Raw genomic sequence first — 23,078 nt, 5'->3', positions numbered from 1 at the left:
CTCCCAAAAACTTTCACTCAGCACGCTGTGTTACCGCGCTGATACCGCTATCTATTGTGCACCAGTTTCAGCTTTTAACCGAATAGAGATTACCCACAGTCACCACCGGAGAAACCCCTTCCGGACGATGACACAAAATATGTAATATCACAGTATGACCTCATCATCCTCCGCCACGACAGCTATCCGCGGCACGGTACTATCGGCCAATATCGCCGCACCGCGCCCCTGCCCCACCGGAGAAGACCGGCTCACCGGCATAGACAAACTACCCGTCGCTGTGCTCGATGTTTTTGTGCCGGGGCCCAGCTACGGGGACGGTTCGGGTGTCCGGAAAGACCTCATCGGGGATTCCCGGCACCACGGTGGGGCCCAGAAAGCCGTCTATGCTTTTGCCCGCGAAGAACTTGATTTCTGGGGCCAACACAACGGTGAGCGATACACCAACGGGGCCTTTGGGGAGAATCTCACCACCGAGGGTATCAGATGGAAAGATGTACTCATCAACCAGAAGGTACGTATCGGTTCGGCCCTGCTTGAGGTGAGTGTCCCCCGTCAGCCCTGCCGCACTTTTGCCAGCTGGGTGGGGCGTAAGGGCTGGGTTAAAACCTTTACCGCCCGCGGCGACTGCGGCGCCTATTTTCGGGTGCTGGAACCTGGTCAGGTAAGGGCCGGTGATCTGCTGGAATTCTACCCGGCCCCTACTCACGATATAAGTATGGGCGAGGCCTTCGCGGCCAAAATGGGAGACAGGCAGGCTGCGGCGAGAGTTTTTGCCGCCGAGGTCCTACCCGGCCACCACCACCGACAGCTGGGTAAACTGCTCGGGCTGAACTCACACCCGACCCCGCCCGGTGCACGGGCACGAGAGTGAACCTAAAAAACCGAGATGGGTTTAACAATATCCGCCACGATCAGGATAACCGACATCAGCATAAAAGATCCCGCAACCGCCCAGGTCAGCGGAAGCAGTTTCACCGGGTCAAAGGGCCCCGGATCAGCCCGGCGCAAGAGCCGGGCCCACAGTTTACGCGCCCCCTCCCACAGCGCCCCAAACACGTGCCCGCCGTCAAGCGGCAGTAACGGCAGAAGGTTAAACACGAACAGCATGAGGTTCATAGAGGCCGTTAGCGACACAAGGGAGGCGGCTTTAGAACGAAGGTCAATCTGATCTGTTGCCGCAATCTCACCGGCAACCCTGCCCACACCCACCACCGAGACGGGGGAATCTTCGGCACGTTCACCGTCGGTCACCAGGGTTTTTGCTACCCCGTATACCCGTACCGGAAGTTTAAGCACGGTAGCACCGATACTTTCCATGGTCTGCCCCACGGTGGGAAGAACCTGGTCGATGGTTCCCGGTGTTAGCTGCGAGGTGGGGCCGATACCGATAAAACCAACCGACTGGGTTTTATAGCTGCCGTCGTCGTTCATCTCGTATTGGCCGGTGAGCTCGTTCATGACCGGCCGTACCGTGAGCAGAGGGGTGATAGTCAGGTCGATATTTCTGCCGTCGCGGTCAACGGTCATCGCGGTTTCTTGATCGGCGCGGTTTTTGATGAGGGCGGTGAGCTGGCTCCAGGAGTCAACGCTCTGGCCGTTAAAGGAGACAATGCGATCTCCCGGCATCAGCCCGGCCGCCTTAGCCGGCGATTCGCTGTCCGCGGCGTCGCAGCTGCCGTCCGCTTCCTGTCCTGCTGTGACGTCGGTGGCCGACACCGACTGAATGCACTGGGACACCGTCGAGACCGTGGTGGTCGGCTGTTGCTGGCCGAATCCGCAGATGAGAACCGCCATGCACACGATACCGATGAGCAGGTTCATACTGGGCCCGCCCAGCATGATGATAACCCGCTTCCAGATGGGCAGCTGGTAGAAGAGCCGCCCCTCATCATCGGGGGTGATTCGTTGGGAGTCGGCGCGGCGGGCTTCACTGAAAAGTTCGGCGAGCCTCCCCGGTCTCTGTTCTTTGGTTTCGGGCGGATACATGCCCACCATGGAGATGTATCCGCCCAGGGGGATGGCTTTCACACCGTATTCTGTCTCCCCCCTGGTGACAGAGAAGAGAGTTTTACCGAAACCGATCATGTACTGGGGAACCCGCACACCAAAAAATTTTGCCGGTAGCAGGTGCCCGATTTCGTGCAGCGCTATTGACAGGGCGATCGCCACCGCCATGATCAGCACACCGGCTATAAAAAGCAGGGTTCCCATGCAGTCTTCACTTCCTCTACTCAGCAGGCAATCCGTATCGTTATCAGACCAGCACCTATCAAACCACATTTACCCGGGTGATTCCCGGGTAGTTGCCCGGAAGGGCCGGGGCGGAAAATATCTCGTCACCTATAAAGGTCATTTCTACTCAATTCTTTAGGTATTTTCTTCCCTAACTTAACAATGGGAATTAATGGTTGTGATTGTCACCCAATCTCTTATTCAGCGGTAAGCGTGTTCCTTGAAAATCCCCGGAATATAGCGGTAGTCTGGCTACAGAGTCGTTGGCGGGCACGTGAATAAGAAGCAAGCGATGAGGCTTTATTCGCCCACCTTATATACGATAAGTATTGTCGGAAAATATTTGTGGTTTCCGACCCGCATTTACTACAGGAGCACAATATGACCGTTACCGCGGATCGTTCGCAAGCATCTGATCAGCTCGACCCCAAACAGGAGGCTTGGGCAGGTTTTGTGGGTGGCCCCTGGCAGGAGCACGTCGATGTGCGTGACTTCATCCAACGCAACTACACCCCCTATGAGGGTGACGCCTCCTTCCTGGCAGGCCCCACCGAAAAAACTTTGCGCCTCTGGGACACCCTGGAAACCAAGTATCTCTCCGAGGAGCGCAAGCGCCGTATCTACGATGTTGACGTTGACACTCCCGCCGAGATCGACGCCTTCCCCGCAGGCTACATTTCTGAAGACGACGATGTCATTGTGGGTCTACAGACCGATGTTCCTCTCAAGCGCGCCATGATGCCCAACGGTGGCTGGCGCATGGTTGAGACAGCCATCAAAGAAGCGGGCAAGGAGTATAACCCCGAGGTCAAGAAGATCTTCACCGAGTATCGCAAGACCCATAACGACGCGGTTTTTGATATTTACACCCCGCGCATTCGTGCGGCTCGCTCATCGCACATTATTACCGGTCTTCCCGACGCCTACGGTCGCGGCCGTATCATCGGCGACTACCGCCGTGTGGCACTCTACGGTGTTGATTTTCTGATCTCTGAGAAGGAAAACGACAAGAACCGCACCCTCGACCGGGGTTTCTCCGAGCACTGGGCACGCTACCGCGAGGAGCACGCGGAGCAGATTAAAGCCCTCAAGCGGCTGAAAAAGATGGCTGAGAAATACGGTTTTGATATTTCGAACCCGGCCCGCAACGCCCACGAGGCCGTGCAGTGGACCTATTTCGGTTACCTGGCTTCGGTGAAGTCTCAGGACGGCGCGGCTATGTCCATTGGCCGCCTCTCCGGTTTCCTGGATGCCTACTTCGAGCGTGATCTGGCCGCCGGTCTGATTACCGAGTCCGATGCTCAGGAGATGATCGACGCGCTGGTGATCAAGCTGCGCATCACTCGTTTCTTGCGCACTATCGACTACGACCAGATTTTCTCGGGCGACCCCTACTGGGCCACCTGGTCTGACGCCGGGTTTGGTGACGACGGCCGTACCCTGGTCACCAAAACCTCTTTCCGTCTGCTTCAGACCCTGCGCAACCTCGGTCCGGCACCCGAGCCCAATATCACTATTTTCTGGGATGAGAACCTGCCGACCGGCTACAAAGAGTTCTGCTCGGCTATCTCGATCGAGACCTCCTCTATCCAGTACGAGTCTGATCCGCAGATTCGTAACCAGTGGGGCGACGACGCCGCTATCGCCTGCTGTGTCTCCCCCATGAAGGTGGGCAAGCAGATGCAGTTCTTCGGTGCCCGCGTGAACGCCGCCAAGGCTCTGCTATACGCCATTAACGGTGGCCGTGACGAGGTCAGCGGCAAGCAGGTTGTCACCGGTTACGAGCCTATCGTCGGCGACGCTCCCCTGGACTTTGACGAGGTCTGGCAGAAATACGAGGAAATGCTTGACTGGGTGATTGGGACCTATGTTGAGGCTCTCAACATTATTCATTACAGCCACGACAAGTACGCCTACGAGTCTATTGAGATGGCCCTGCACGATTCAGATATTATTCGTGCTATGGGGTGCGGTATCGCCGGGCTGTCCATTGTTGCCGACTCGCTCTCGGCTATCAAGTACGCCAAGGTTACGCCTATCCGCGATGAGACCGGCCTGATTGTTGACTACAAGACCGAGGGTGATTTCCCCACCTACGGCAACGACGATGACCTGGCCGATGATATCGCAGCCACCGTGGTGCACACCGTGATGAGCAAAATCAAGGCTATCCCCATGTACCGCGATGCTATCCCGACCCAGTCGGTGCTGACCATCACCTCAAACGTGGTGTACGGTAAGGCTACCGGTAGCTTCCCGTCCGGTCACCGTGCCGGCACCCCCTTCTCCCCCGGCGCTAACCCGGAGAACGGTAAGGACACCCACGGTATGGTTGCCTCCATGCTGTCGGTGGGTAAGCTGGATTACCAGGATGCCCTCGACGGTATCTCGCTGACCAACACCATTACCCCCACCGCTCTGGGCCGCACCAAGGAGGAGCAGGTGAAGAACCTGGTAGGTATTCTCGATTCGGGTTTTGTGCCCGAGGGAGAGTAACCTCCACCGGGTACCGTGCCCGGTACCCGCCACAATTTTTCCGCTGTGCGGCGGAAGCCAGCTTGCGCCGCACAGCACCTATCAACCGCCTAAGGAGAATATTATGGCAGTGAAAACCTTTGAAGAGCGTCTAGCGTCGATGAAGGCTAACCGTGAGCAGAACGCTGAACAGGTTGGTCCCGGCCTCTACCACGCAAACATCAACGTGCTCAATCGCGACACCCTGGAGGACGCCATGGAGCACCCGGAGAACTACCCCAACCTGACCGTTCGTGTTTCGGGCTATGCGGTGAACTTTGTTCGTCTCACCCGTGAGCAGCAGCTGGATGTTCTCTCGCGTACCTTCCACCACAGCGCATAGTTAAGTATTCGCTGGGTAGATTCGTATGACTACTACAACGGTTCAGACGCCTGGGGAGCAGGATTTTGCTCCCCCGGCGTCTCGCCATCTGGGAGCTGGTACCTGGGGTCTGGGTGAGACGACGGATCTTGAGCGCAGTGCCCAGCTTGCACAGATGCGTGAGGGTAAGCTGGGGTCGGTTCACTCCTGGGAGCTGGTGACAGCTGTTGACGGTCCCGGTACCCGGATGACCGTGTTTATGAACGGGTGCCCGCTGCGCTGTCTCTACTGCCACAACCCCGATACTTTTAATATGCGTAACGGCCAGCCGGTGCTGGCGGAAGATCTTATCAAGCGTATGAAGCGCTACCGCAAGGTTTTTAAGTCCACCGGCGGAGGTCTCACTATTTCCGGTGGTGAGGTGCTCATGCAGCGGGCCTTTGCCTGGAATATTTTGATGAGTGCCAAGTCAATGGGTATCCACACCTGTATCGACACCTCCGGCTATCTGGGGGCTGCGGCCACCGATGATTTTCTTGAGTCGGTCGATCTTGTGCTTCTCGATGTTAAGTCCGGCGATGAGGAAACCTATAAGCGGGTAACCGGTAGAGAACTTGCCCCCACGATTGAGTTCGGGGACCGGCTCAACGCTCTGGGCAAGGAGGTCTGGATCCGGTTTGTGCTGGTGCCCGGCTACACCGATGCGTATGAAAACGTGGAGAAAGTGGCGGATATTGTCTGCCGCTGGCCCAATTCGGTGTCCCGTGTCGAGGTGCTGCCCTTCCACCAGATGGGTACGGATAAGTGGCAGACACTGGGTCTCAACTACGAGCTGGAAGACGTGCAGCCGCCCAGCCGGGAGGAGACCGAGCGGGTGCGGGAACAGTTTAGGGCCCGCGGTCTGACCGTCTACTAGTGTGAGCTAGGAGTCTGTTTCTAGCTTTTGCCTCGCCCTGGTGCGCGCCCAGGTTTCTGCCTGCAGTACCGCGTCCAGGGTGAGGTTTTTTTCTTCGGTTGCCGCAGACGAGTCGGCGTGTTCGTCGAGTAGCTCGTCCACGGTCTCTATCATGTCGGTGAATCGGATACGGCCGGCGTGGAAAGCATCTACGGCCTCCTCGTTTGCCGCGTTGAAGACCGCGGGAAAGGTGCCTCCGCGTCGACCGGCTTGCTTGATCATCTCTACCGCGGGAAAGGCCCTGTTATCCAGGGGTTCGAAAGTCCATTCGCTCGCGGATGACCAGTCGCAGGGGGCCGCCACCGACGGGATCCTGTGCGGCCAGGTGAGCCCCAACGCTATGGGCAGAAGCATGGTGGGTGGTGACGCCTGGGCGACGGTGGAACCGTCGATAAACTGAACCATTGAGTGCACCACCGACTGCCGGTGCACGGTAACATCGATCCGTTCTAGATCTACGCCGAAGAGGTGGTGTGCCTCCAATACCTCCAGGGCTTTGTTAACCATGGATGCAGAGTTGGTGGTGACCACCGGGCCCATGTTCCAGGTGGGGTGAGCCAGCGCCTGCTCCGGTGTGACCTCGCGGAGCTGTTCATAGTCCATACCGCGGAAGGGGCCACCGCTGGCTGTCAGGATCAGGCGGTCGATCTCCTTCACGGTCCCGGCCGAGAGCGCCTGCGCCAGTGCCGAGTGTTCGGAGTCCACCGGAACCAGGGGCTGCCGCAGCGGCGAGCGATCAACCGCCGCGGCCACCAGGGGGCCCCCCGCAATCAGTGATTCTTTGTTGGCCAGCGCGACCTGCGCCCCTGCCTCCAGTGCCGCCAGCGTGGGAGCGAGACCAATAGAGCCGGTTATGCCGTTGAGCACGACATCGGCGCCGGCCCGAGCTGCCTCAGCAGAGGCTGCGGTACCGTGGATAATACGCGGCCTGTAGTTTTTCAGCCCGACCGAGGCGGAGGCTGTCTCGATGAGTTCGGATAGCCGGGCGGCATCCTCACCGTTTCCGCTGGTTGCGACCAGGTCCGGTGTCAGTGCGGCAGCCTGCTGGGCGAGCAGCTCCAGAGAATGCGACCCGGCAGCAAGTGCCAGCACCCGCACCGGTGCCTCTGCTGTGCCGGTGGGGGCACCGGCTAGCCTGTTGAGGTGGTTGATAACCTCGATCCCCTGGGTGCCGATAGATCCGGTTGAACCAAGCAGGGTGACGGTGCGGCCTTCTTCTAAGAATTTCAGCAGTGCCGGTGTGAGCTGGTCTGGTAGGGGCCTCAGGGTTTGTTTTGAACCGAATCGCATGGGTCTATTATTTCACCCCTGTGCTTGTTCACTGTATTTAGCCCTCAAAAGAGCGTTTGAGGGCGCCAATCATGGCGGTGTAGAAATCCTGCATCACCGGGGCTTTCGGGCGTAGCATGTCTGCGGCGTGGTACATACCGGCTACCTCGTAGAATTCGCTGGGCACCCCGGCAGCTACAAGTTGCCGATGGTAGGTGAGGTTCTCCGGGTAAAAGAGGTCTCGCTCCCCCACACCTATCCATGCTGCCGGTAGATCAGCCATAGTGCGGCGACGGGCCGGTGCGGCGTAGGCCGGCAGGTCTGCTGCCGCCTCCCTTCCGGCCAGATAGGTTCTCCAGGCATACCTGTTATCCCTCGGGGTCCAGATGAAGGCTCCCCTCCCTTCCGGGTTTTTGTTCAGCACTGTACGGTCATCGAGCATGGGGTAGGTGAGCGACTGAAAGTTAACCGGGTGCCCGGAGTCTGCCGCACGCTGGGCAAGAGCGGCGGCAAGTCCTCCGCCGGCGCTCTGCCCGGCGATAGCAATAAGTTCGCTGTCAAAGCGATAGGTAGCATCTTGTTGCTGGAACCAGCGGAGGGCGGCATAGCAGTCGTTGAGGTCTGCGGGGTAGGGTGCCTGGCTGGCCTTGCGGTAGTCAACGCTGAGGACCGGAACACCGAGGTCCCGTGCAAGCCCGCTGGCGTAGCGATGGTAGCCGGCCGCGGATCCGAACAGGTGCCCGCCCCCGTGAATCCACAGGAGCCCACCGCGGGAGTCCCGCCTCTGCGGCAGGTAGAGATGGCCCGGTAGACCGGCGCTCTCCTCCAGTACCGGGATCTCTACCCGCGTATACTCAACGCCCTGAACAGGCCGTGTCGCCGGTAGAGACCGCCGGGTTGGGGGTGTGATTGTATCCAGTAGGGCAACCGCGCCGTTAGTCGGCGCCAGGTACAGCAGGGGGTGTCGCAACTGCGGGTGAATGAGGCGCACCCGGCGGTTCCAGAAGACACAGTGGGCGGCGGTAGCGGCAGCTAGGGTAATCAGGGCAGCTTTTTGAGGCATGTTCCAATTTTGACACAGCCGCTACGGTGCTGCTTTCCGCCTAGTCCACGATATCGAAATTTTGCAGTCGCTTTCTGTCTTTCCGTGACCCCGAGTCTTGCAGATCTAGAAGCTGTGCATAGATACCGCCCGAGGCCGCAAGTTCTGCCGGTGTCCCGATTTCGTCAATCAGACCGTCGCGCAGGGTCACGATACGGTCAACCGAGGAAATGGTGGAGAGTCTGTGCGCAATGATGAGCGTTGTGCGCCCAGCCATGAGTTCCTCCAGCCCTTTCTGCACTGCCCGTTCCGCCTTGGTGTCCAGAGCCGAGGTGGCCTCATCAAGGATCAGGATCGGTGCGTCTTTAAGGATTGCACGGGCCACCGCCACCCTTTGTTTTTGTCCGCCCGAAAGCTTCAGGCCCCGTTCTCCGATCACCGTTTCATAGCCGTCTTTGAATCCGCGAATAAAGGTGTCGGCGTTGGCCTTCTGTGCCGCGGCCTCAATGTCGGCCCGGCTTGCCCCGGGGCGGGCGTAGGCGATGTTCTCGGCGATGGTGCCCGAAAAGAGGGATGCCTCTTGAAAGACCATACCTATCTGAGAGCGCAGCTTTTTGAGATCGCCGTGGAGAATATCCATGCCGTCCACCGTTACCGTGCCGCCGCGCGGGTCATAGAGGCCCTCCAGCAGGGCCATCAGGGTTGATTTGCCCCCGCCCGATTCACCCACGAAGGCTATTTTTTCGCCGCGCCGAATAGAAAGATCAATGGTGTGAAGCACGTCTTCTTCACCGTCATAACCAAAACTTACGTTGTTGAATTGGATAATTTCTTGGCCGACGGCGGATTTAAGTGGTTGCGGCTCTTGTACCTGCTCGCTGGTTTGAGTAAGTGCCAGGGCTCGGGGATCTGAGGCTCTCTCCATCACCCTAAAGTAGTCTTTTGAACCGGCTATAGCCCGCTGGGCGGTATCAACAACCCAGCTCAGCGAGTTGATGGGCTGTACCGCCATACCCATCAGCTGAATGAGCAACACCATATCGCCTATGCTGAAGTGCCCCTGCACGGTACGCACAAAGATGAGGAGGTAGAGCAGGAAGAAAACTATATTGAGGAAGGCCAGGCGCAGCACGTCCATCAGGTGCCAGTACCGTGACTGTTCCGAGGTGACTCCTATGGTGTGGGTAAAGAGTTTGCTAAAGATCCCCAGTTCTCGGCCTTCTTGCCCAAACGATTTGACCACCCGAATCTGGCTAATGACCTCGCTAAACCGCCCCGAAGCGGTGTCTATATTGCGGTTCTTTTCTTCCTCCCAGACCTGCCATCGCACACTGGTTTTGCCGGTGAGCCAGAAGTAGACGGGGAAAATGATGAGGAGGAGCACCGCCAGGGGCCAGTAGTACCAGCCGCTGATCACCAGCACCGAGATCGTGGTGAGAATGAGGGAGGCAAAGGTGTTACTGAACATCTGGATGAACCGGGTAATTTCTGTGATGGTTCGGTTCAGGCGGGAAATGATGGTTCCGGTAAGCTCTTCGTCAAAGTATGACAGCGGTAGCGAGAGGAGTTTTTCATAGTAGGCGGTCGAGAGCATGGTGCGCATTTTTTGGCTCATCACGTCGCCCAGGTAGCCACCAATATTGGTGAATAGGGTGTGAGCAAGCTGGGCCAGTAGGTAGGCCAGGGCGAACCAGACGACCGCGGTCAACCCGCGCGAGTGATCACCGCCGGTGTAAGCAACCACGGTATCGGTTGCCCCCTTAATAACAAATGGGGCGATGAGAGCACTGCCCGTGGTTAATAGAGCGCAGAGCGTGATAAGCACATAGTAGTGGTTGAGTTTTTTGGTTGCTCGCAGAATCTGAGCTATACTCCGCATTTCTCCCCCGTGATAATTCCCTGTACCGTGATCGCCTGAATAGGCAACGAAAAATCCTCTCACCGGCACCGGTGAGAGGATTTTTATTCTCTACTCTAAAGACTACCCCTTACTTTTTGCCGGTGACCGCACCGTAGATAAAGAGCACAATAATCGAGCCGATAGTGGCTGTAACGATGGTTCCCAGGCTAATCCCTTGAATCCCGTTGGAGAGACCCGGAAGGAAAGTACCCAGCCAGCCACCGATAAAAGCGCCCACGATACCGAGGACCATGGTCACAAGAATACCGCCGCCCTGCTTGCCGGGCATAATCAGTTTTGCCAGAGCACCGGCGATCAGGCCCAGAACGATCCAGCTAATAATTCCCATTGTTTTCTCTCTATCTTTAGGGAGGGTTTACACCCAGTTTTACAAAACCAACGATAAGTATACTACAGATACGGGGGTACAGCCTCCCCCGGTCAGGGATTAGCGAAGATCAAGCATCAGCTTGATGCACCGGTCGAGAAAAGCGTCAACCTGGGTTTCCTCGTAGCAGGTGTTACCGGTGGACAGGCGAAAAGACGAGCCGCGCACCAGCGACGGCGTGAGCTTCTCAGACTCACGAAAATGTGTCCGCAAGCGGTCACACAGCGCATCGACATCGGCGGTGTAGTAGCCCTTGGTCAGCTTCTTTGAGGGGCGGCGAAAACGGTTTCCCGCCGGCCTATCCAGCCTACCCATAATGAGCCGGGCCTCAGCCTCAATAGTTTCTCTCCAGGCGGCGTCTTCACCGGCAGCCAGGACTCGCTCCCGCTCAAACTCGGCAAAACGATCTTCGACCCTATCCAGTGCCTTGTCCACGTCTTCGGGAAGGTAGCCACCCTTCACCGCGGTAAAACAGTTAGCGCGGATATCGTCTGAGCTGGTGATTCCCAGGTAGGGGCGCCCGGCACGAATTGCTTCAAAGTCATCTGCCAGTTTGCTGAAATAGCTGTCGACCTCGGCACAGCTGTAGCCGGGCATACTGCCCTCTGCCATACGAAATTCGCTGATACCTGGAGTTTCCTGATGTGTCATGTTCTTAGACTCCGTTGCAAAAGAAGAGCTGTCAAGCCGGATACGACCGTGCCGGGGAAGCAGATACGACGTTAGATGATTGAACCAAAAACCGTAAAAATAACGTAGCCAATAGCCAGGCAGAAAACAATGGAATCCAACCGGTCCATCACCCCACCGTGCCCGGGCAGGATATTGGACATATCTTTGATACCAATCTCACGTTTAACCATCGACTCCGAAAGGTCACCGGCTGTCGCGGTCACCACCAAAAATACTGCCAGTACCACGCCCAGCCACCAGGGCATATCGATCATGAGCGCCACAGCAATACCCACGAGGATTGACCCCACCATGGATCCGGCAAAACCCTCCCAGGTTTTTTTGGGAGAAATCTTGGGCGCCATCGGATGCCTACCCCACAGCACACCGGCTATATACCCCCAGGTGTCATTGCCTATCGCCATAATCAGAATCATCAAGACCTTGGCCGCCCCCCGGTCCTCACGGAAAAGGAGCATGGCTAGCGCAATCATGAAGGGTACCCAGCTCATTGCAAAGACCGAGCCCATCACGGACATGATCATGCCCTCTTTGCTCCCCAAAAGCCGCCAGGCGATCAACACCAGAATAGAGGCAACCACCGCAAAAATCAGCCACTGCCCTCCGCCCACGTAGGCGGAGATGGGAAGGAGAAAGGCGGTAACCACGGCAGGGAGCACCGGTATCCCCATTCCACGTTTCTGGTTGATACCGTGGGTCACCTCCCAGGTTCCCACCGCTGCCGCCACAGAGGCAAGGAGCACCAGCACCTCCGGCACCCAAAAGAGGCCAACAACGAGCACAACACCCAGCACCACGCCAACGCTGATAGCAGCGGAGAGGTTACGCCCGGCCCTCGACTGTTTCTGAACAGGAGGCCCTTCCCGGGAAAGCGGAGAAGAAGTCATATGTTAGACCTCAAGCAGTTCCGCTTCCTTACGCTTGAGCAGATCATCAAGCTGGTCGATATGTTTTTTGGTCAGGGCATCGAGCTCTTTTTCGGCGCGCGCACCGTCGTCCTCACCGATTTCACCGTCTTTGACAAACTTGTCAATAGCCGCTTTGGCGGTACGGCGAATATTGCGCACCGAGACACGCGCCTCTTCCGTCTTGTGCCCCACCAGCTTGGTGTATTCGCGGCGGCGCTCCTCCGTCATCTCGGGCATGACCAGGCGGATCACGTTGCCGTCATTGGCCGGGTTAGCCCCCAGATCAGAGTTACGCAGTGCTTCTTCAATATCGCGTAGCGCAGACTTGTCGTAGGGGGTAACCAGAATAGTGCGCGGCTCGGGAGTTTGAAAAGACGCCAGCTGCTGCAGAGGGGTCGGTGTTCCGTAATACTCCACGCTTATAGCCGAGAAGAGGGAGGGGTTTGCGCGGCCGGTTCGTACCTGTGCAAATTCATTCTGTAGCGCAACAATTGCTTTATCCATTTTGTCGCCCGCAGAAGCTAGAGTTTCTTCGATCACCTGTGATCTCCTTATGTATTGAGTCAGCGCACGAGGGCACTTTCCGGTTTAGCTGTATCCCAGTCTAGTAGATTTGGGCCGGTGATGCCGCCTCTACGCGGTGACCAGGGTACCCATCTCCTCACCGAGAATGGCGCGGGTAACATTGCCTTCGCCCTGCATTCCAAATACCCTCATGACCACGCTGTTGTCGCGGCAGAGCGAGAAGGCGGTCTGGTCCATCACCCGGATGTTTCTCTGCATGGCCTCGTCGTAGGTGAGCTTGTAGAGGCGCTGTGCAGCGGGATCCTTTTTGGGGTCAGCTGTATAGATACCGTCGACACCGTTTTTGGCAACCAGTACCTCGTTTGCGTTGATTTCCAGCGCGCGCTGGGCCGCTACCGTATCGGTGGAAAAATAGGGCAGGCCAGCGCCGGCACTAAAAATTACCACGCGATCTTTTTGCATGTGTCGGATAGCTCGGCGCGGAATATAGGTCTCGGCAACCTGCGGCATAGTGATAGCCGACTGCACCCGGGTGTCTATCCCCGCCTGTTCCAGAAAATCTTGCAGGGCCAGCGAATTCATCACGGTGCCCAGCATACCCATATAGTCGGCCCGCGAACGGTCCATGCCCGCCGTAGACAGCTCAGCACCGCGGAAGAAATTACCGCCACCGATCACAATAGAGGTTTCCACCGTACCCACGGTGGCCGCGATCTGCTCCGCAATACCGCGGATAACCTCGGTGTCGATACCCACCTGTCCGCCGCCAAATACCTCTCCGGAGAGTTTAAGCAGTACGCGGCGGCGTCCTGTATCGTCGCGCTGGATGGGGGTCTGTGCCGAATCAGACATGAGGGTTCCTTCCGGTAGTCATGGGTGGGCAGCGAAATTTCGCTTTTCTCGACTATCAGCATACGGCAAAGGGGAGCACCCTGCCGGGTACTCCCCTCTGTTTGCCGTCGATAATTCTATGCACAATTCATATGCGCATAGTTTTCTAGGTGCTAGGCGCCTACACGGAAGCGGGCGAAGGCGGTTGCCTGTGCGCCGTTTTCCTTGAGCACCTCGGCAACAGACTTTGAGGAATCCTTGGCGAATTCCTGGTCAAGCAGGGTGTTCTCCCTGTAGAAAGCCTTGAGTTTACCCTCAACGATCTTGGGGATAATGTTCTCGGGCTTGCCTTCAGCGGCGGCGGTCTCTTCGGCCACACGCTTTTCAGCCTCAATATCTGCCGCCGGAATCTCATTTTCACTGAGGTACTTGGGGCTCATTGCGGCAATGTGCACGGCAACGTCGTGCGCCACGGTATCGGTGTCGGTGCCCGCTACTGCCAACAGCACGCCCACCTGGGCCGGAAGGTCCTTGGAAGTTTTGTGCAGGTAGAGCGAAACATTTTCACCCTCAACCCTGGCGATGCGACGCACCACAACCTTTTCGCCGAGCAGAGCACCGGCGTCGGTGGTGAGTTCTTCAACGGTTTTACCGTCAAAGCTTGCCGCTTTAAGCTCGTCAACGGTCTTTGCGTCAGCCGCCACAGCAGCCGCTAGCACCCGGTTACCAAACTCGATAAAGGGGTCTGCCTTAGCAACAAAGTCGGTTTCAGAGTTAACCTCAACCATGTAGCCAACACCGTTTTCAACGGTGGCAGCTATCAGGCCCTCGGCGGTTGCGCGATCTTCGCGCTTGGTAATGCCCTTGAGGCCCTTCACACGGATAATTTCCTGTGCCTTCTGCTGGTCGCCGTCTGCCTCGTCAAGAGCTTTCTTGACATCGAGCATACCGGCACCGGTCTTCTCGCGCAGAGCTTTAATATCTGCTGCGGTGTAGTTCGCCATAGTGAACTCCTTGGTTGTTCTAGTTCAACAGGTTGTAAAAACCGGGCTTTATTCTGCCGGGGTTTCCTGGGTCTGGGCCGCTTTTTCGGCCTGCTGGGTCTCGTGCTGTTCAAGCAGTTCGCGTTCCCATTCGGCCATGGGCTCCTCGGTTTCGCCGGCCCGGCCCGCTTTCTTATTGCTGCGCTCAAGCAGGCCTTCGGCCACCGCATCGGCAACCACGCGGGTCAGCAGGTTCACGGAACGGATGGCGTCGTCGTTTCCGGGAATGGGGAAGGAGACTTCATCGGGGTCGCAGTTGGTATCGAGGATAGCGACTACGGGGATGTTGAGTTTCTGGGCCTCGTCGACGGCCAGGTGCTCTTTCTTGGTGTCTACGATCCATACCAGTGAGGGGGCCTTGGTCAGGTTGCGGATACCGCCCAGGGTTTTTTCGAGTTTTTCGTGCTCGCGGCGCAAAAGCAGCAGCTCTTTTTTGGTGAACTGGGAGCCGGATACGTCATCGAAATCAATCTGTTCGAGCTCTTTCATGCGATCAATGCGCTTGGAAACGGTCTCGAAGTTGGTGAGCATACCGCCGAGCCAGCGGTGGTTTACGTAGGGCATGTTCACGCGTGTTGCCTGTTCGGCAATTGCCTCTTGAGCCTGTTTTTTGGTGCCGACGAACAGCACGGTCCCGCCGTGGGCCACTGTCGATTTGACGGCCTCGTATGCCCGGTCGATAAAGGCGAGGGACTGCTGGAGGTCAATGATGTAGATGCCATTGCGCTCGGTGAGAATAAAGCGCTTCATCTTGGGGTTCCAGCGGCGAGTCTGGTGGCCAAAGTGCACGCCGGAGTCAAGAAGCTGGCGCATAGTTACGACTGGCATGTCGTCTCCATTTCTTATGGTTGCCGTGGCGGCCCCTAGCTATTCGTGGGGTTCGCGCACGCGCATAGTAGTTATCGGTTATCCGGAGTAGCACCGCTGTGCCCTCCCCTAGTAGCGCTCAGAGTCGCGGTGGTGAGCCGCTTGTCGCGGGGCCCTGACCGGGTTACCGGACCGAAAGTCCCCGAGCAAACAGAGAAGTTTTGCTTTGCGCTACGCGTTGTCAGATCATCCACCGTTTCACGATTGTTGTGCGGCCGTAGAGCCGCAAAGACAGTGTTGTCATCGGATGGATCACAGGTTCCCCAGAGGGGTTCCTCCTGAACCCGGCTGCGCATTCCCCCCATATCTTTCTCGAAACATGGGCGGGCAACCAGGACAGACTGCAATCATCCACTATACAGCAGACGGGTCGAACGTGAGAATTTATCCGCACCCTTCCGCATCCATACCGGTGCGGTTGACCGCGTACACGATGCATCGGAGCACCCCGGAAGAAAACTGCCGCTTTCCTGTGGATAACCATTTTTTTGCCTCACCCTGTCCACAATTTTTACAGACGCGGGGAACGGTCAGCTGTCCTCCGCCTATCTTCAGAATGAGGTACTCGCACCCGGACACAGGATAAGGAGCTCACGGGTGAAAAATCTATCGCTTTTTCTCGGGACATTCCTCCCTTTCCCACCGCACATGCACACCGGGTTGTGCGGGGCGCTCAGATTGGCCAATATTTTGGTGCTGATCTGGGGGCTCCTCTTACCGTCAGCAACCGCAATCGCAGCACCCCGATATGTATCCACAGCAGCCACAGTTGGTAGCCGGCACGCATGGTCCCCGCCCCTGAGCGGTGATATCGAGGTGTTGCGGGACTTTGAGAAGCCTCAACAGCGGTGGAGTCCGGGACACCGCGGAGTTGATCTTGCCAGCTCCGACTCGGCGGTATATTCCCCCGCCGACGGACGGGTAGTTTTTTCGGGTAGGGTGGTTGATCGCGACGTGATAACCATCGAGCACTCTGATGGTTATCACTCCACCTTTGAACCGGTGAAGGGTCCGCTGCCGGCAGGCACCTCGGTCAGGGCCGGGGAAAGGATTGCCGATCTGGACGACTCGGTGCCGCACTGTGCCCAACGCTGCCTGCACTGGGGTGTTTATAGCGGTCGGGGCAAAACCAAGGAGTACGTCAACCCGCTGATGCTCATCGGCCTATCGGTACCGAGCGTGCTGCTTCCCATAGGTGAGGATTTTTCAGCCTAGGTTAAATCTCGAGTATAGGAAAAATATTGTGTGCCACACCTGTATTACTAATAAGTATCCATTCAATTGAATAATAATACAGAATAGAAGGGTAAGCTCATTGTTGGTAGATTATACCGGTTATCACTTAATTTGATTTCAACCCAAAGTCACCGAAGTACTCACAGGAAATTTTGATGCACACAGATAAATAATCCTGTAAACTTAATGAGCGAAACAACAATCAGCGTCGACAATGTTTCCCCTGTCTCACGGCAGGGATAATCAAGCGGATACATCGTCGTTTCAGCTCGAAGGAGTGCCATGAGTTCAATCTCCACCGAAAATACCGGTTCCACCCCGTCCAAAATTGAGGGGGCGCACAAACCGGGTGGTCTCTCCCTTCTTGCACTGCTAGCCCTGGTTATTGGCTCCATGATCGGCGGTGGCATTTTCTCGCTACCCCAAAACATTGCCGTAGCTGCCAGCGCAGGCCCCACCATTATCGGATGGCTGATCACCGGGATCGGCATGGTGTGTCTGGCACTGGTCTATCAGTTTCTTTCCGCCCGTAAGCCAGAGCTTGACAACGGCATCTACGCCTACGCTCGAGCGGGTTTTGGCGACTACATGGGTTTCAACTCGGCCTGGGGGTACTGGCTCTCAGCCCTCATCGGCAACGTTGGCTACCTGGTACTGCTGTTTTCAACGGTGGGTAAGTTCTTTCCCATCTTTGAAGGCGGAAATACACTGCCGGCTATATTCTGCGCCTCACTACTGCTGTGGGCAGTCCACTTTCTTATCCTCAGGGGCGTTAGTACCGCAGCCCTGGTCAATACCGTTACCACAATTGCCAAGATTGTTCCCATTCTAGTCTTTATCATTATCTGTGCTATCGGTTTTAGGTTTGATCTTTTCACTATCGACTTTTGGGGAGAAGATGCTCAGCTCGGTGATATTTTTACCCAGACCAAGAATATGATGCTGGTTACTGTCTGGGTATTTATTGGTATCGAGGGCGCATCTATCTACTCCAAGCGGGCAAATAAACGCTCTGACGTCGGGAAAGCAACGATTATCGGTTTTGCTTTTGTTCTCGCTATTCTTATTGCCGTAAACCTGCTTTCGCTAGGGATTATGCGCCGGTCGGAAATTGCCGGTCTCCCCGATGTTTCTACCGCCGATGTGCTGGCTACCGTAGTTGGCCCCTGGGGTGCATGGTTTATCAGTATCGGCGTGATTCTCTCGCTTCTGGGCGCCCTACTCTCATGGATTCTACTCTGCGGTGAAACCATGCAGGTACCCGGCTCAGACGGCACCATGCCAGCCTTTTTCGGCAAACTCAACAAAAACGATGCCCCGGCAAACGCCCTCTGGGTAACCAATATTCTGACCCAAATTATTCTGGTGGCATCATATTTTTCAGAAGACGTTTACCTGGCTATGGCCACTCTGGCCGCGGCCCTCATCCTGGTCCCCTACCTACTCTCAGCGGTTTTTGCGCTCCTCATAACCGCCCGAGGCGACGGCTACGCTCAAGAAAAACAGCAGCGTATCCGGGACTGCGCAATTGCGGTCGTTGCTTCCCTCTACGGGGTGTGGCTACTTATCGCAGCGGGACCGCAAAACCTGCTACTCACGGCACTGCTCTACCTACCGGGTGCTGCCGTCTATGTCTGGGCCAAACGTGAACGCGGTGCCACCCACTATTTCAAACCCTACGAGTGGGTTATCCTGACCGTGCTTCTGCTCGCCGCAGCCAGCGCCGTTGTACTTCTGGCACAGGGGTCTATGAGTCTTACATAGGGGTGAGCTGCCGGCTCTCTCCGCGCACCGGTCACGGTGTGAAACCACCTATTCACTATTTTCATGAAGGGATGAAAAATCATGACAGCAACTCCTCTTGGCGCATGGTCAGAGGTCGGTAAACTCCGCCAGGTACTGGTGTGCTCCCCCGGGCTAGCACATCAGCGGCTCACCCCGGCAAACTGTAAAGAACTGCTTTTTGACGATGTTCTCTGGGTGTCTAAGGCCAAGCAAGACCACCAGGACTTTGTGACCGCCATGCAGGAGCGCGGTATCGAGACCCTAGAGATGCACCGGATGCTCGCCGAAACACTGGACATACCGCGGGCTCGCGAATGGGTTCTCCAGCACAAGCTGGCACCCAAATACGTCGGGTTAGGCCCATCAGAAGAACTCTATGACTGGCTCAACCTCCTCCCCTCGAAGGAGCTAGCAGAATACCTGATCGGCGGTATTGTCTACACCGACCTCCCCGACGATTTTCAGAGGACCGCCACCCGTGCACTGGGGCATGTCAATCACGCGATGAGTTTTATCCTCCCGCCTCTACCCAACACCCAGTTCACCAGGGACACCACCGCCTGGATCTACGGTGGTGTATCCCTGAATCCCATGCACTGGCCGGTCCGCCGACAGGAAACCCTGCTCACCACGGCAATCTATACCTTCCACCCCCTGTTTGCCGGGAAAGACTATAAGATTTGGTACGACGCCAACGACCAAGATAACGGTCTTGCCACGCTTGAGGGCGGGGACATTATGCCGGTGGGTAACGGTGTGGTGCTCATAGGTATGGGTGAACGTTCATCCTGGCAAGCTATCTCGCAGCTGGCGAAGAACCTGTTTGAGGCAGAGGCCGCACAGCACATTATTGTTGCGGCAATGGCCCCGAATCGTGCGTCCATGCACCTGGATACCGTTTTCACCTTCTGTGACCGCGATATTGTGACTGCCTTCAACGAGGTTGTTGACACGATTCAGACCATATCTCTACGACCCGCTGATCGTGACCGCCGCTTCTCCGTGCACGTGGAGGACCGCCCCTTTATTGAGGTGGTGGCCGAGGCGCTCGGTCTGCCCAAGCTGCACGTTGTACCCACCGGGGGCACGGCATTCCAAGCCGAACGTGAGCAGTGGGACGACGGCAACAATCTGGTAGCCCTCGAGCCCGGCGTTGTGGTGGGCTACGACCGCAATATTCACACTAATGCCCTCCTGCGTAAAGCAGGTATCGAAGTTATTACCATCAATTCCAGTGAACTCGGCCGGGGCCGGGGCGGCGGTCACTGCATGACCTGCCCCATTACCCGCGACCCCGTCGACTACTAAAACGCCTTTACCGGCACAACCAGTTACCGTTTCTTGAGGAGAATACGATGTCATATAACCTGCACAACCGTCACCTGCTCAGCCTCACCCACCACCCGCAGAAAGACCTACGGTTTCTTATCGATCTGGCCAGGGACCTCAAGCGGGCAAAGTACACCGGGAATGAGCAGCCACGGCTTCGCGGAAAAAATATTGCCCTCATTTTTGAGAAAACCTCTACGCGCACCCGCTGTGCTTTTGAGGTTGCCGCCTACGATCAGGGTGCTAATGTGACCTATATTGACCCGACGTCTTCACAGATCGGCCATAAGGAGTCCATGAAGGATACCGCTCGCGTGCTCGGTCGCATGTATGACGCTATCGAGTACCGCGGTTTTAAGCAGAGCGTTGTGGAAGAACTGGCCCAATACTCAGGTGTCCCCGTTTTCAACGGCCTCACCGACGAGTTTCACCCAACCCAGATGCTGGCAGATACGCTGACCATGGTTGAAAACGCCGATAAGCCTATTCACCAGATCAGTTACGCCTATGTGGGGGACGCCCGCAATAATATGGGGCGTTCACTGCTGCTGATCGGCGCAAAGCTGGGCATGGATGTGCGTATCGGTGCACCCCGGGGGCTGCAGCCCGAAGACGATTTGGTGGAGCAGTGTCGCCACTGGGCCAAGGAAAGCGGTGCCCGTATCACCATCACCGATGACCCGCTGGAGGCTGTCAAGGGTGTCGATTTTATTCACACCGATGTGTGGGTTTCTATGGGTGAGCCACTGGATAGCTGGGGGGAACGCATTGAGCTTCTGAAGCCTTTCCAGGTGAATCGTCAGCTCATGGAAGCCACCGGGAATCCGCGGGTTAAATTTATGCACTGTCTGCCGGCTTTCCACAACGCAGAGACAACCGTTGGCCAGCAGATCGCCGAGAAATACCCCGAGTTTGCCCGCGGTATTGAGGTGACTGAAGATGTTTTTGAGTCTCCCTACAATATTGCTTTTGATCAGGCAGAGAACCGTATGCACACCATTAAGGCTGTGCTGGTTTCAACTCTGGGCTAGGTTCAGGTAATGAGTAATTATTGTGTTGAAGGGAGACGGGATGAGAATTCTTGTTGCACTGGGAGGTAATGCCCTTCTTAAACGCGGAGAGCCGCTCACAGCTAACAACCAGCGGGCAAATATCCATATTGCCGCCGAACGTATTTCGCGGATTGCCGGTGAAAACCAGGTGGTTGTTGCCCACGGTAACGGCCCGCAGGTTGGTTTATTAGCTTTACAGTCTGCGGCGTATACGGAGGTCGAGGCCTACCCCCTTGATGTGCTGGGGGCCGAGTCAGAAGCTATGATCGGCTACATGCTGGAGCAAGAGCTCGGTAACGCTCTTCCCCAGGATCAGCGGATCGTTACTATTCTGACCATGACCGAGGTTGATCCGAATGACCCCGCTTTTGATCGTCCCACCAAATTTATCGGTCCGGTTTACGACGAGGAAACAGCGCACCAGCTAGCCGAGCAGAAAGGGTGGGTGGTTAAACCTGACGGCGCATATTTTCGGCGGGTAGTGGCTTCTCCTCTACCGCGGAGAATCATCGAGCAAGAAGCTATCAACCACCTTGTGGACAAGAACGTCATGGTTATCTGTGCCGGCGGTGGCGGTATTCCCACCTACCTGGATGAGCATCGGAAGCTGCACGGGGTTGAGGCCGTTATCGACAAGGATTTATGCTCCGCTCTGCTGGCGGAAAACCTTGACGCTGACCTGCTTGTTATTGCCACGGATATCGACGCCGTGTACAGGAACTGGGGTGAGCCTCATCAGGAGAAGATTTCCCGGCTCACCGTGGACGAGGCCGAGAGTCTCAATCTTGCCGAGGGGTCTATGGGGCCCAAGGTTGAGGCCGCCTGCAACTTTGCACGGAATACGGGTAAGCGCGCCGTTATCGGCGCACTCTCTGATATCGAGGATCTGGTAGCCGGAACCGCCGGCACCACGGTTGTCGCGGAGCCCTAACCGTATCAGAGAAAACAGGTGTCTTCTCTACCGGTAGAGAGCAGGTGATAGGTCGCCCGGTCGATATGAACTCGACCGGGCGACCTGTCACATGGTAGCTAGCACTCAACCCGCACTAGTGGGGACTAGGGCCTGCGGGACATAAATCCGTGATATTCCACATTATGGAGCTTACCGACAAGTTCCGTCATCTCATCTACTAGGAATAGGGAATCTCATGAACACTAAGAACAACACCTACCACATTGTTCGCTTAGCAATTGCAGAGTACGTCAAGGCTCACGCAGCTTAAGAGCGTTAGATATGGGGACAGGCCCTTTAAATACAGTTATTCTGTCTTTGGCGGGGAGTCCTTCAAAACCGCAAACCCTTCACGGCCCAGGCCCCTCTTCTCGTACCCATCCACCAGAATAGCGGCACCCCTGGTATTACCCACCACCTTCGACACCATACCCACAATATCGGCCCTGGTCTCTATCGGAGTAACAGCAACCTCCCGCAATACCGGCAACCGCCGCATAGCCTCATCGGGAAAACCACTCAATTTACCCGTACGAGCCTTCCCCAAACAGGCACCAATCACGATAAAAACATAACCAGCCCTCTCACCACCGGTCATAGTCTCTGCCTTAGCCCTCGACCAGGGATGCTCATCCGTCAACTCAACCGAATGCACAAGAGACTGAAGAATCTCCCAGAACTCAGCCCGCATCCGCCCCAGCTCATCCTTAAGCTCTTCAAACTCTTCACGACTTACAAAAGAATCCATAACACCCCATAGATAATCTTGATCTCAGACATCTACAAAAAAGTAAGCCTACTGTTAGAAGCAACCTTACTATGCAGCCTGAGATCATTCAACACATTAAATCTGCACCCGCGTGAACCCCATACACCTCACGCTCACAACCTGCCCTTGAAACAAGAGACTTCCATAAGTGGTTACTGTAGATCTCAGTGGCAGGCGTAGGTCCTAGCGGCGGGGGTATATGTGGCTTTATTCCGTGTTAATGGGGTTCAAAAAGGGATTCAAACTCTGTTCTGCAACAACAGAAAACCCCTACCCTTTAAGCGTTTGTGCTTGTCAGGATGGGGTTTCTAAGTAGGGCCTGCGGGACTTGAACCCGCGACCAAGGGATTATGAGTCCCCTGCTCTAACCAGCTGAGCTAAGGCCCCCCGTCGTCTGCAATAGCGGAACAACTCCTCTAGACTACCCGATTTCGGGTAGTTTCAGGAAATTATGTCGGCCGAC

20 protein-coding genes, 1 tRNA gene and 1 pseudogene are annotated in these 23,078 nt (G+C 56.4%); 9 read left to right on the top strand and 13 right to left on the bottom strand.

Annotated elements, in window-relative coordinates; all coding sequences use genetic code 11:
* Positions 1-154 precede the first annotated feature (154 nt).
* Positions 155-874, top strand: coding sequence for an MOSC domain-containing protein (locus ACS1BR_RS01215; protein ID WP_463559604.1), 720 nt, complete (start codon positions 155-157; stop codon positions 872-874).
* A gap of 2 nt (positions 875-876) precedes the next feature.
* Here ACS1BR_RS01215 and ACS1BR_RS01210 read toward each other — a convergent pair whose 3' ends face one another.
* Positions 877-2,214, bottom strand: a complete 1,338-nt coding sequence (locus tag ACS1BR_RS01210) for a M50 family metallopeptidase (protein ID WP_463559603.1) — start codon at positions 2,212-2,214, stop codon at positions 877-879.
* Positions 2,215-2,616: 402 nt separating this feature from the next.
* Here ACS1BR_RS01210 and pflB point away from each other — a divergent pair, with 402 nt between their 5' ends.
* The 3 genes and pseudogenes from pflB to pflA all read left to right on the top strand — a co-directional run bounded on the left by pflB (position 2,617) and on the right by pflA (position 5,987).
* Positions 2,617-4,731: a formate C-acetyltransferase gene (pflB, locus tag ACS1BR_RS01205; RefSeq protein ID WP_463559602.1), complete on the top strand. Its 2,115-nt coding sequence runs from the start codon at positions 2,617-2,619 to the stop codon at positions 4,729-4,731.
* Positions 4,732-4,843: 112 nt separating this feature from the next.
* A pseudogene (gene grcA2, locus ACS1BR_RS01200) lies at positions 4,844-5,092 on the top strand (autonomous glycyl radical cofactor GrcA2); the annotation flags it as partial.
* Positions 5,093-5,117: 25 nt separating this feature from the next.
* Entirely contained in the window at positions 5,118-5,987 is an 870-nt protein-coding gene (gene pflA / locus ACS1BR_RS01195) for a pyruvate formate-lyase-activating protein (RefSeq protein ID WP_463559601.1), read from the top strand.
* Positions 5,988-5,993: 6 nt separating this feature from the next.
* Here the strand turns inward: pflA and dxr are convergent, their stop codons facing one another.
* The 10 genes from dxr to rpsB form a co-directional block, all read right to left on the bottom strand.
* Entirely contained in the window at positions 5,994-7,316 is a 1,323-nt protein-coding gene (gene dxr / locus ACS1BR_RS01190) for a 1-deoxy-D-xylulose-5-phosphate reductoisomerase (RefSeq protein ID WP_463559600.1), read from the bottom strand.
* Between the two features lie 37 nt (positions 7,317-7,353).
* Entirely contained in the window at positions 7,354-8,358 is a 1,005-nt protein-coding gene (locus ACS1BR_RS01185; RefSeq protein WP_463559599.1) for an alpha/beta hydrolase fold domain-containing protein, read from the bottom strand.
* 40 nt (positions 8,359-8,398) lie between these two features.
* Positions 8,399-10,216, bottom strand: coding sequence for an ABC transporter ATP-binding protein (locus ACS1BR_RS01180; RefSeq protein WP_463559598.1), 1,818 nt, complete (start codon positions 10,214-10,216; stop codon positions 8,399-8,401).
* Between the two features lie 109 nt (positions 10,217-10,325).
* Positions 10,326-10,586, bottom strand: coding sequence for a GlsB/YeaQ/YmgE family stress response membrane protein (locus ACS1BR_RS01175; RefSeq protein WP_463559597.1), 261 nt, complete (start codon positions 10,584-10,586; stop codon positions 10,326-10,328).
* 99 nt (positions 10,587-10,685) lie between these two features.
* Positions 10,686-11,276, bottom strand: a complete 591-nt coding sequence (locus ACS1BR_RS01170; protein WP_463559596.1) for a DivIVA domain-containing protein — start codon at positions 11,274-11,276, stop codon at positions 10,686-10,688.
* Positions 11,277-11,347: 71 nt separating this feature from the next.
* On the bottom strand, positions 11,348-12,205 hold the full coding sequence (locus tag ACS1BR_RS01165; RefSeq protein ID WP_463559594.1) for a phosphatidate cytidylyltransferase: 858 nt from the start codon (positions 12,203-12,205) through the stop codon (positions 11,348-11,350).
* Between the two features lie 3 nt (positions 12,206-12,208).
* Positions 12,209-12,766 carry a ribosome recycling factor gene (frr, locus tag ACS1BR_RS01160; protein ID WP_463559593.1) on the bottom strand — a complete coding sequence of 186 codons (558 nt, stop codon included), beginning with the start codon at positions 12,764-12,766 and terminating at the stop codon, positions 12,209-12,211.
* Between the two features lie 93 nt (positions 12,767-12,859).
* The gene (gene pyrH / locus ACS1BR_RS01155) at positions 12,860-13,603 is read right to left on the bottom strand and encodes a UMP kinase (protein ID WP_463559592.1); all 744 of its coding nucleotides are present in this window, start codon (positions 13,601-13,603) and stop codon (positions 12,860-12,862) included.
* A gap of 152 nt (positions 13,604-13,755) precedes the next feature.
* Positions 13,756-14,586 carry a translation elongation factor Ts gene (gene tsf, locus ACS1BR_RS01150; RefSeq protein ID WP_463559590.1) on the bottom strand — a complete coding sequence of 277 codons (831 nt, stop codon included), beginning with the start codon at positions 14,584-14,586 and terminating at the stop codon, positions 13,756-13,758.
* Positions 14,587-14,634: 48 nt separating this feature from the next.
* Positions 14,635-15,453 (bottom strand): 30S ribosomal protein S2, encoded by an 819-nt coding sequence (gene rpsB, locus ACS1BR_RS01145; protein WP_463559589.1) that lies wholly within the window; start codon positions 15,451-15,453, stop codon positions 14,635-14,637.
* A 636-nt stretch (positions 15,454-16,089) separates the two neighbouring features.
* Here rpsB and ACS1BR_RS01140 point away from each other — a divergent pair.
* The 5 genes from ACS1BR_RS01140 (at position 16,090) to arcC (ending at position 21,825) form a co-directional block, all read left to right on the top strand.
* Complete coding sequence (locus ACS1BR_RS01140) at positions 16,090-16,707, top strand: peptidoglycan DD-metalloendopeptidase family protein (protein WP_463559588.1); 618 nt, start codon at positions 16,090-16,092, stop codon at positions 16,705-16,707.
* A gap of 303 nt (positions 16,708-17,010) precedes the next feature.
* The gene (gene arcD, locus ACS1BR_RS01135; RefSeq protein WP_463559587.1) at positions 17,011-18,492 is read left to right on the top strand and encodes an arginine-ornithine antiporter; all 1,482 of its coding nucleotides are present in this window, start codon (positions 17,011-17,013) and stop codon (positions 18,490-18,492) included.
* Between the two features lie 81 nt (positions 18,493-18,573).
* Positions 18,574-19,821: an arginine deiminase gene (gene arcA / locus ACS1BR_RS01130; RefSeq protein ID WP_463559586.1), complete on the top strand. Its 1,248-nt coding sequence runs from the start codon at positions 18,574-18,576 to the stop codon at positions 19,819-19,821.
* 47 nt (positions 19,822-19,868) lie between these two features.
* Positions 19,869-20,873 carry an ornithine carbamoyltransferase gene (locus ACS1BR_RS01125; RefSeq protein WP_463559585.1) on the top strand — a complete coding sequence of 335 codons (1,005 nt, stop codon included), beginning with the start codon at positions 19,869-19,871 and terminating at the stop codon, positions 20,871-20,873.
* A 40-nt stretch (positions 20,874-20,913) separates the two neighbouring features.
* Complete coding sequence (arcC, locus tag ACS1BR_RS01120) at positions 20,914-21,825, top strand: carbamate kinase (protein WP_463559584.1); 912 nt, start codon at positions 20,914-20,916, stop codon at positions 21,823-21,825.
* Between the two features lie 328 nt (positions 21,826-22,153).
* On the opposite strand, the gene ACS1BR_RS01115 is transcribed toward arcC, so the two are convergent.
* The gene (locus ACS1BR_RS01115) at positions 22,154-22,594 is read right to left on the bottom strand and encodes a hypothetical protein (RefSeq protein WP_463559583.1); all 441 of its coding nucleotides are present in this window, start codon (positions 22,592-22,594) and stop codon (positions 22,154-22,156) included.
* Between the two features lie 334 nt (positions 22,595-22,928).
* Positions 22,929-23,002 (bottom strand) — tRNA-Ile (locus tag ACS1BR_RS01110).
* Between the last annotated feature and the right edge of the window lie 76 nt (positions 23,003-23,078).

It is taken from the genome of Rothia sp. 18CD1-1, from assembly GCF_055285355.1.
Note: the sequence above shows the minus strand (reverse complement) of the source record. Positions and strands in the feature narration are given on the sequence as shown.

What these genes read in the sequence shown, in the direction of transcription:
- ACS1BR_RS01215 (WP_463559604.1), top strand. Translation starts at nt 155, where the DNA reads ATGACCTCATCATCCTCCGCCACGACAGCTATCCGCGGCACGGTACTA.
- ACS1BR_RS01210 (WP_463559603.1), bottom strand. Translation starts at nt 2,214, where the DNA reads ATGGGAACCCTGCTTTTTATAGCCGGTGTGCTGATCATGGCGGTGGCG.
- pflB (WP_463559602.1), top strand. Translation starts at nt 2,617, where the DNA reads ATGACCGTTACCGCGGATCGTTCGCAAGCATCTGATCAGCTCGACCCC.
- pflA (WP_463559601.1), top strand. Translation starts at nt 5,118, where the DNA reads ATGACTACTACAACGGTTCAGACGCCTGGGGAGCAGGATTTTGCTCCC.
- dxr (WP_463559600.1), bottom strand. Translation starts at nt 7,316, where the DNA reads ATGCGATTCGGTTCAAAACAAACCCTGAGGCCCCTACCAGACCAGCTC.
- ACS1BR_RS01185 (WP_463559599.1), bottom strand. Translation starts at nt 8,358, where the DNA reads ATGCCTCAAAAAGCTGCCCTGATTACCCTAGCTGCCGCTACCGCCGCC.
- ACS1BR_RS01180 (WP_463559598.1), bottom strand. Translation starts at nt 10,216, where the DNA reads ATGCGGAGTATAGCTCAGATTCTGCGAGCAACCAAAAAACTCAACCAC.
- ACS1BR_RS01175 (WP_463559597.1), bottom strand. Translation starts at nt 10,586, where the DNA reads ATGGGAATTATTAGCTGGATCGTTCTGGGCCTGATCGCCGGTGCTCTG.
- ACS1BR_RS01170 (WP_463559596.1), bottom strand. Translation starts at nt 11,276, where the DNA reads ATGACACATCAGGAAACTCCAGGTATCAGCGAATTTCGTATGGCAGAG.
- ACS1BR_RS01165 (WP_463559594.1), bottom strand. Translation starts at nt 12,205, where the DNA reads ATGACTTCTTCTCCGCTTTCCCGGGAAGGGCCTCCTGTTCAGAAACAG.
- pyrH (WP_463559592.1), bottom strand. Translation starts at nt 13,603, where the DNA reads ATGTCTGATTCGGCACAGACCCCCATCCAGCGCGACGATACAGGACGC.
- tsf (WP_463559590.1), bottom strand. Translation starts at nt 14,586, where the DNA reads ATGGCGAACTACACCGCAGCAGATATTAAAGCTCTGCGCGAGAAGACC.
- rpsB (WP_463559589.1), bottom strand. Translation starts at nt 15,453, where the DNA reads ATGCCAGTCGTAACTATGCGCCAGCTTCTTGACTCCGGCGTGCACTTT.
- arcD (WP_463559587.1), top strand. Translation starts at nt 17,011, where the DNA reads ATGAGTTCAATCTCCACCGAAAATACCGGTTCCACCCCGTCCAAAATT.
- arcA (WP_463559586.1), top strand. Translation starts at nt 18,574, where the DNA reads ATGACAGCAACTCCTCTTGGCGCATGGTCAGAGGTCGGTAAACTCCGC.
- ACS1BR_RS01125 (WP_463559585.1), top strand. Translation starts at nt 19,869, where the DNA reads ATGTCATATAACCTGCACAACCGTCACCTGCTCAGCCTCACCCACCAC.
- arcC (WP_463559584.1), top strand. Translation starts at nt 20,914, where the DNA reads ATGAGAATTCTTGTTGCACTGGGAGGTAATGCCCTTCTTAAACGCGGA.
- ACS1BR_RS01115 (WP_463559583.1), bottom strand. Translation starts at nt 22,594, where the DNA reads ATGGATTCTTTTGTAAGTCGTGAAGAGTTTGAAGAGCTTAAGGATGAG.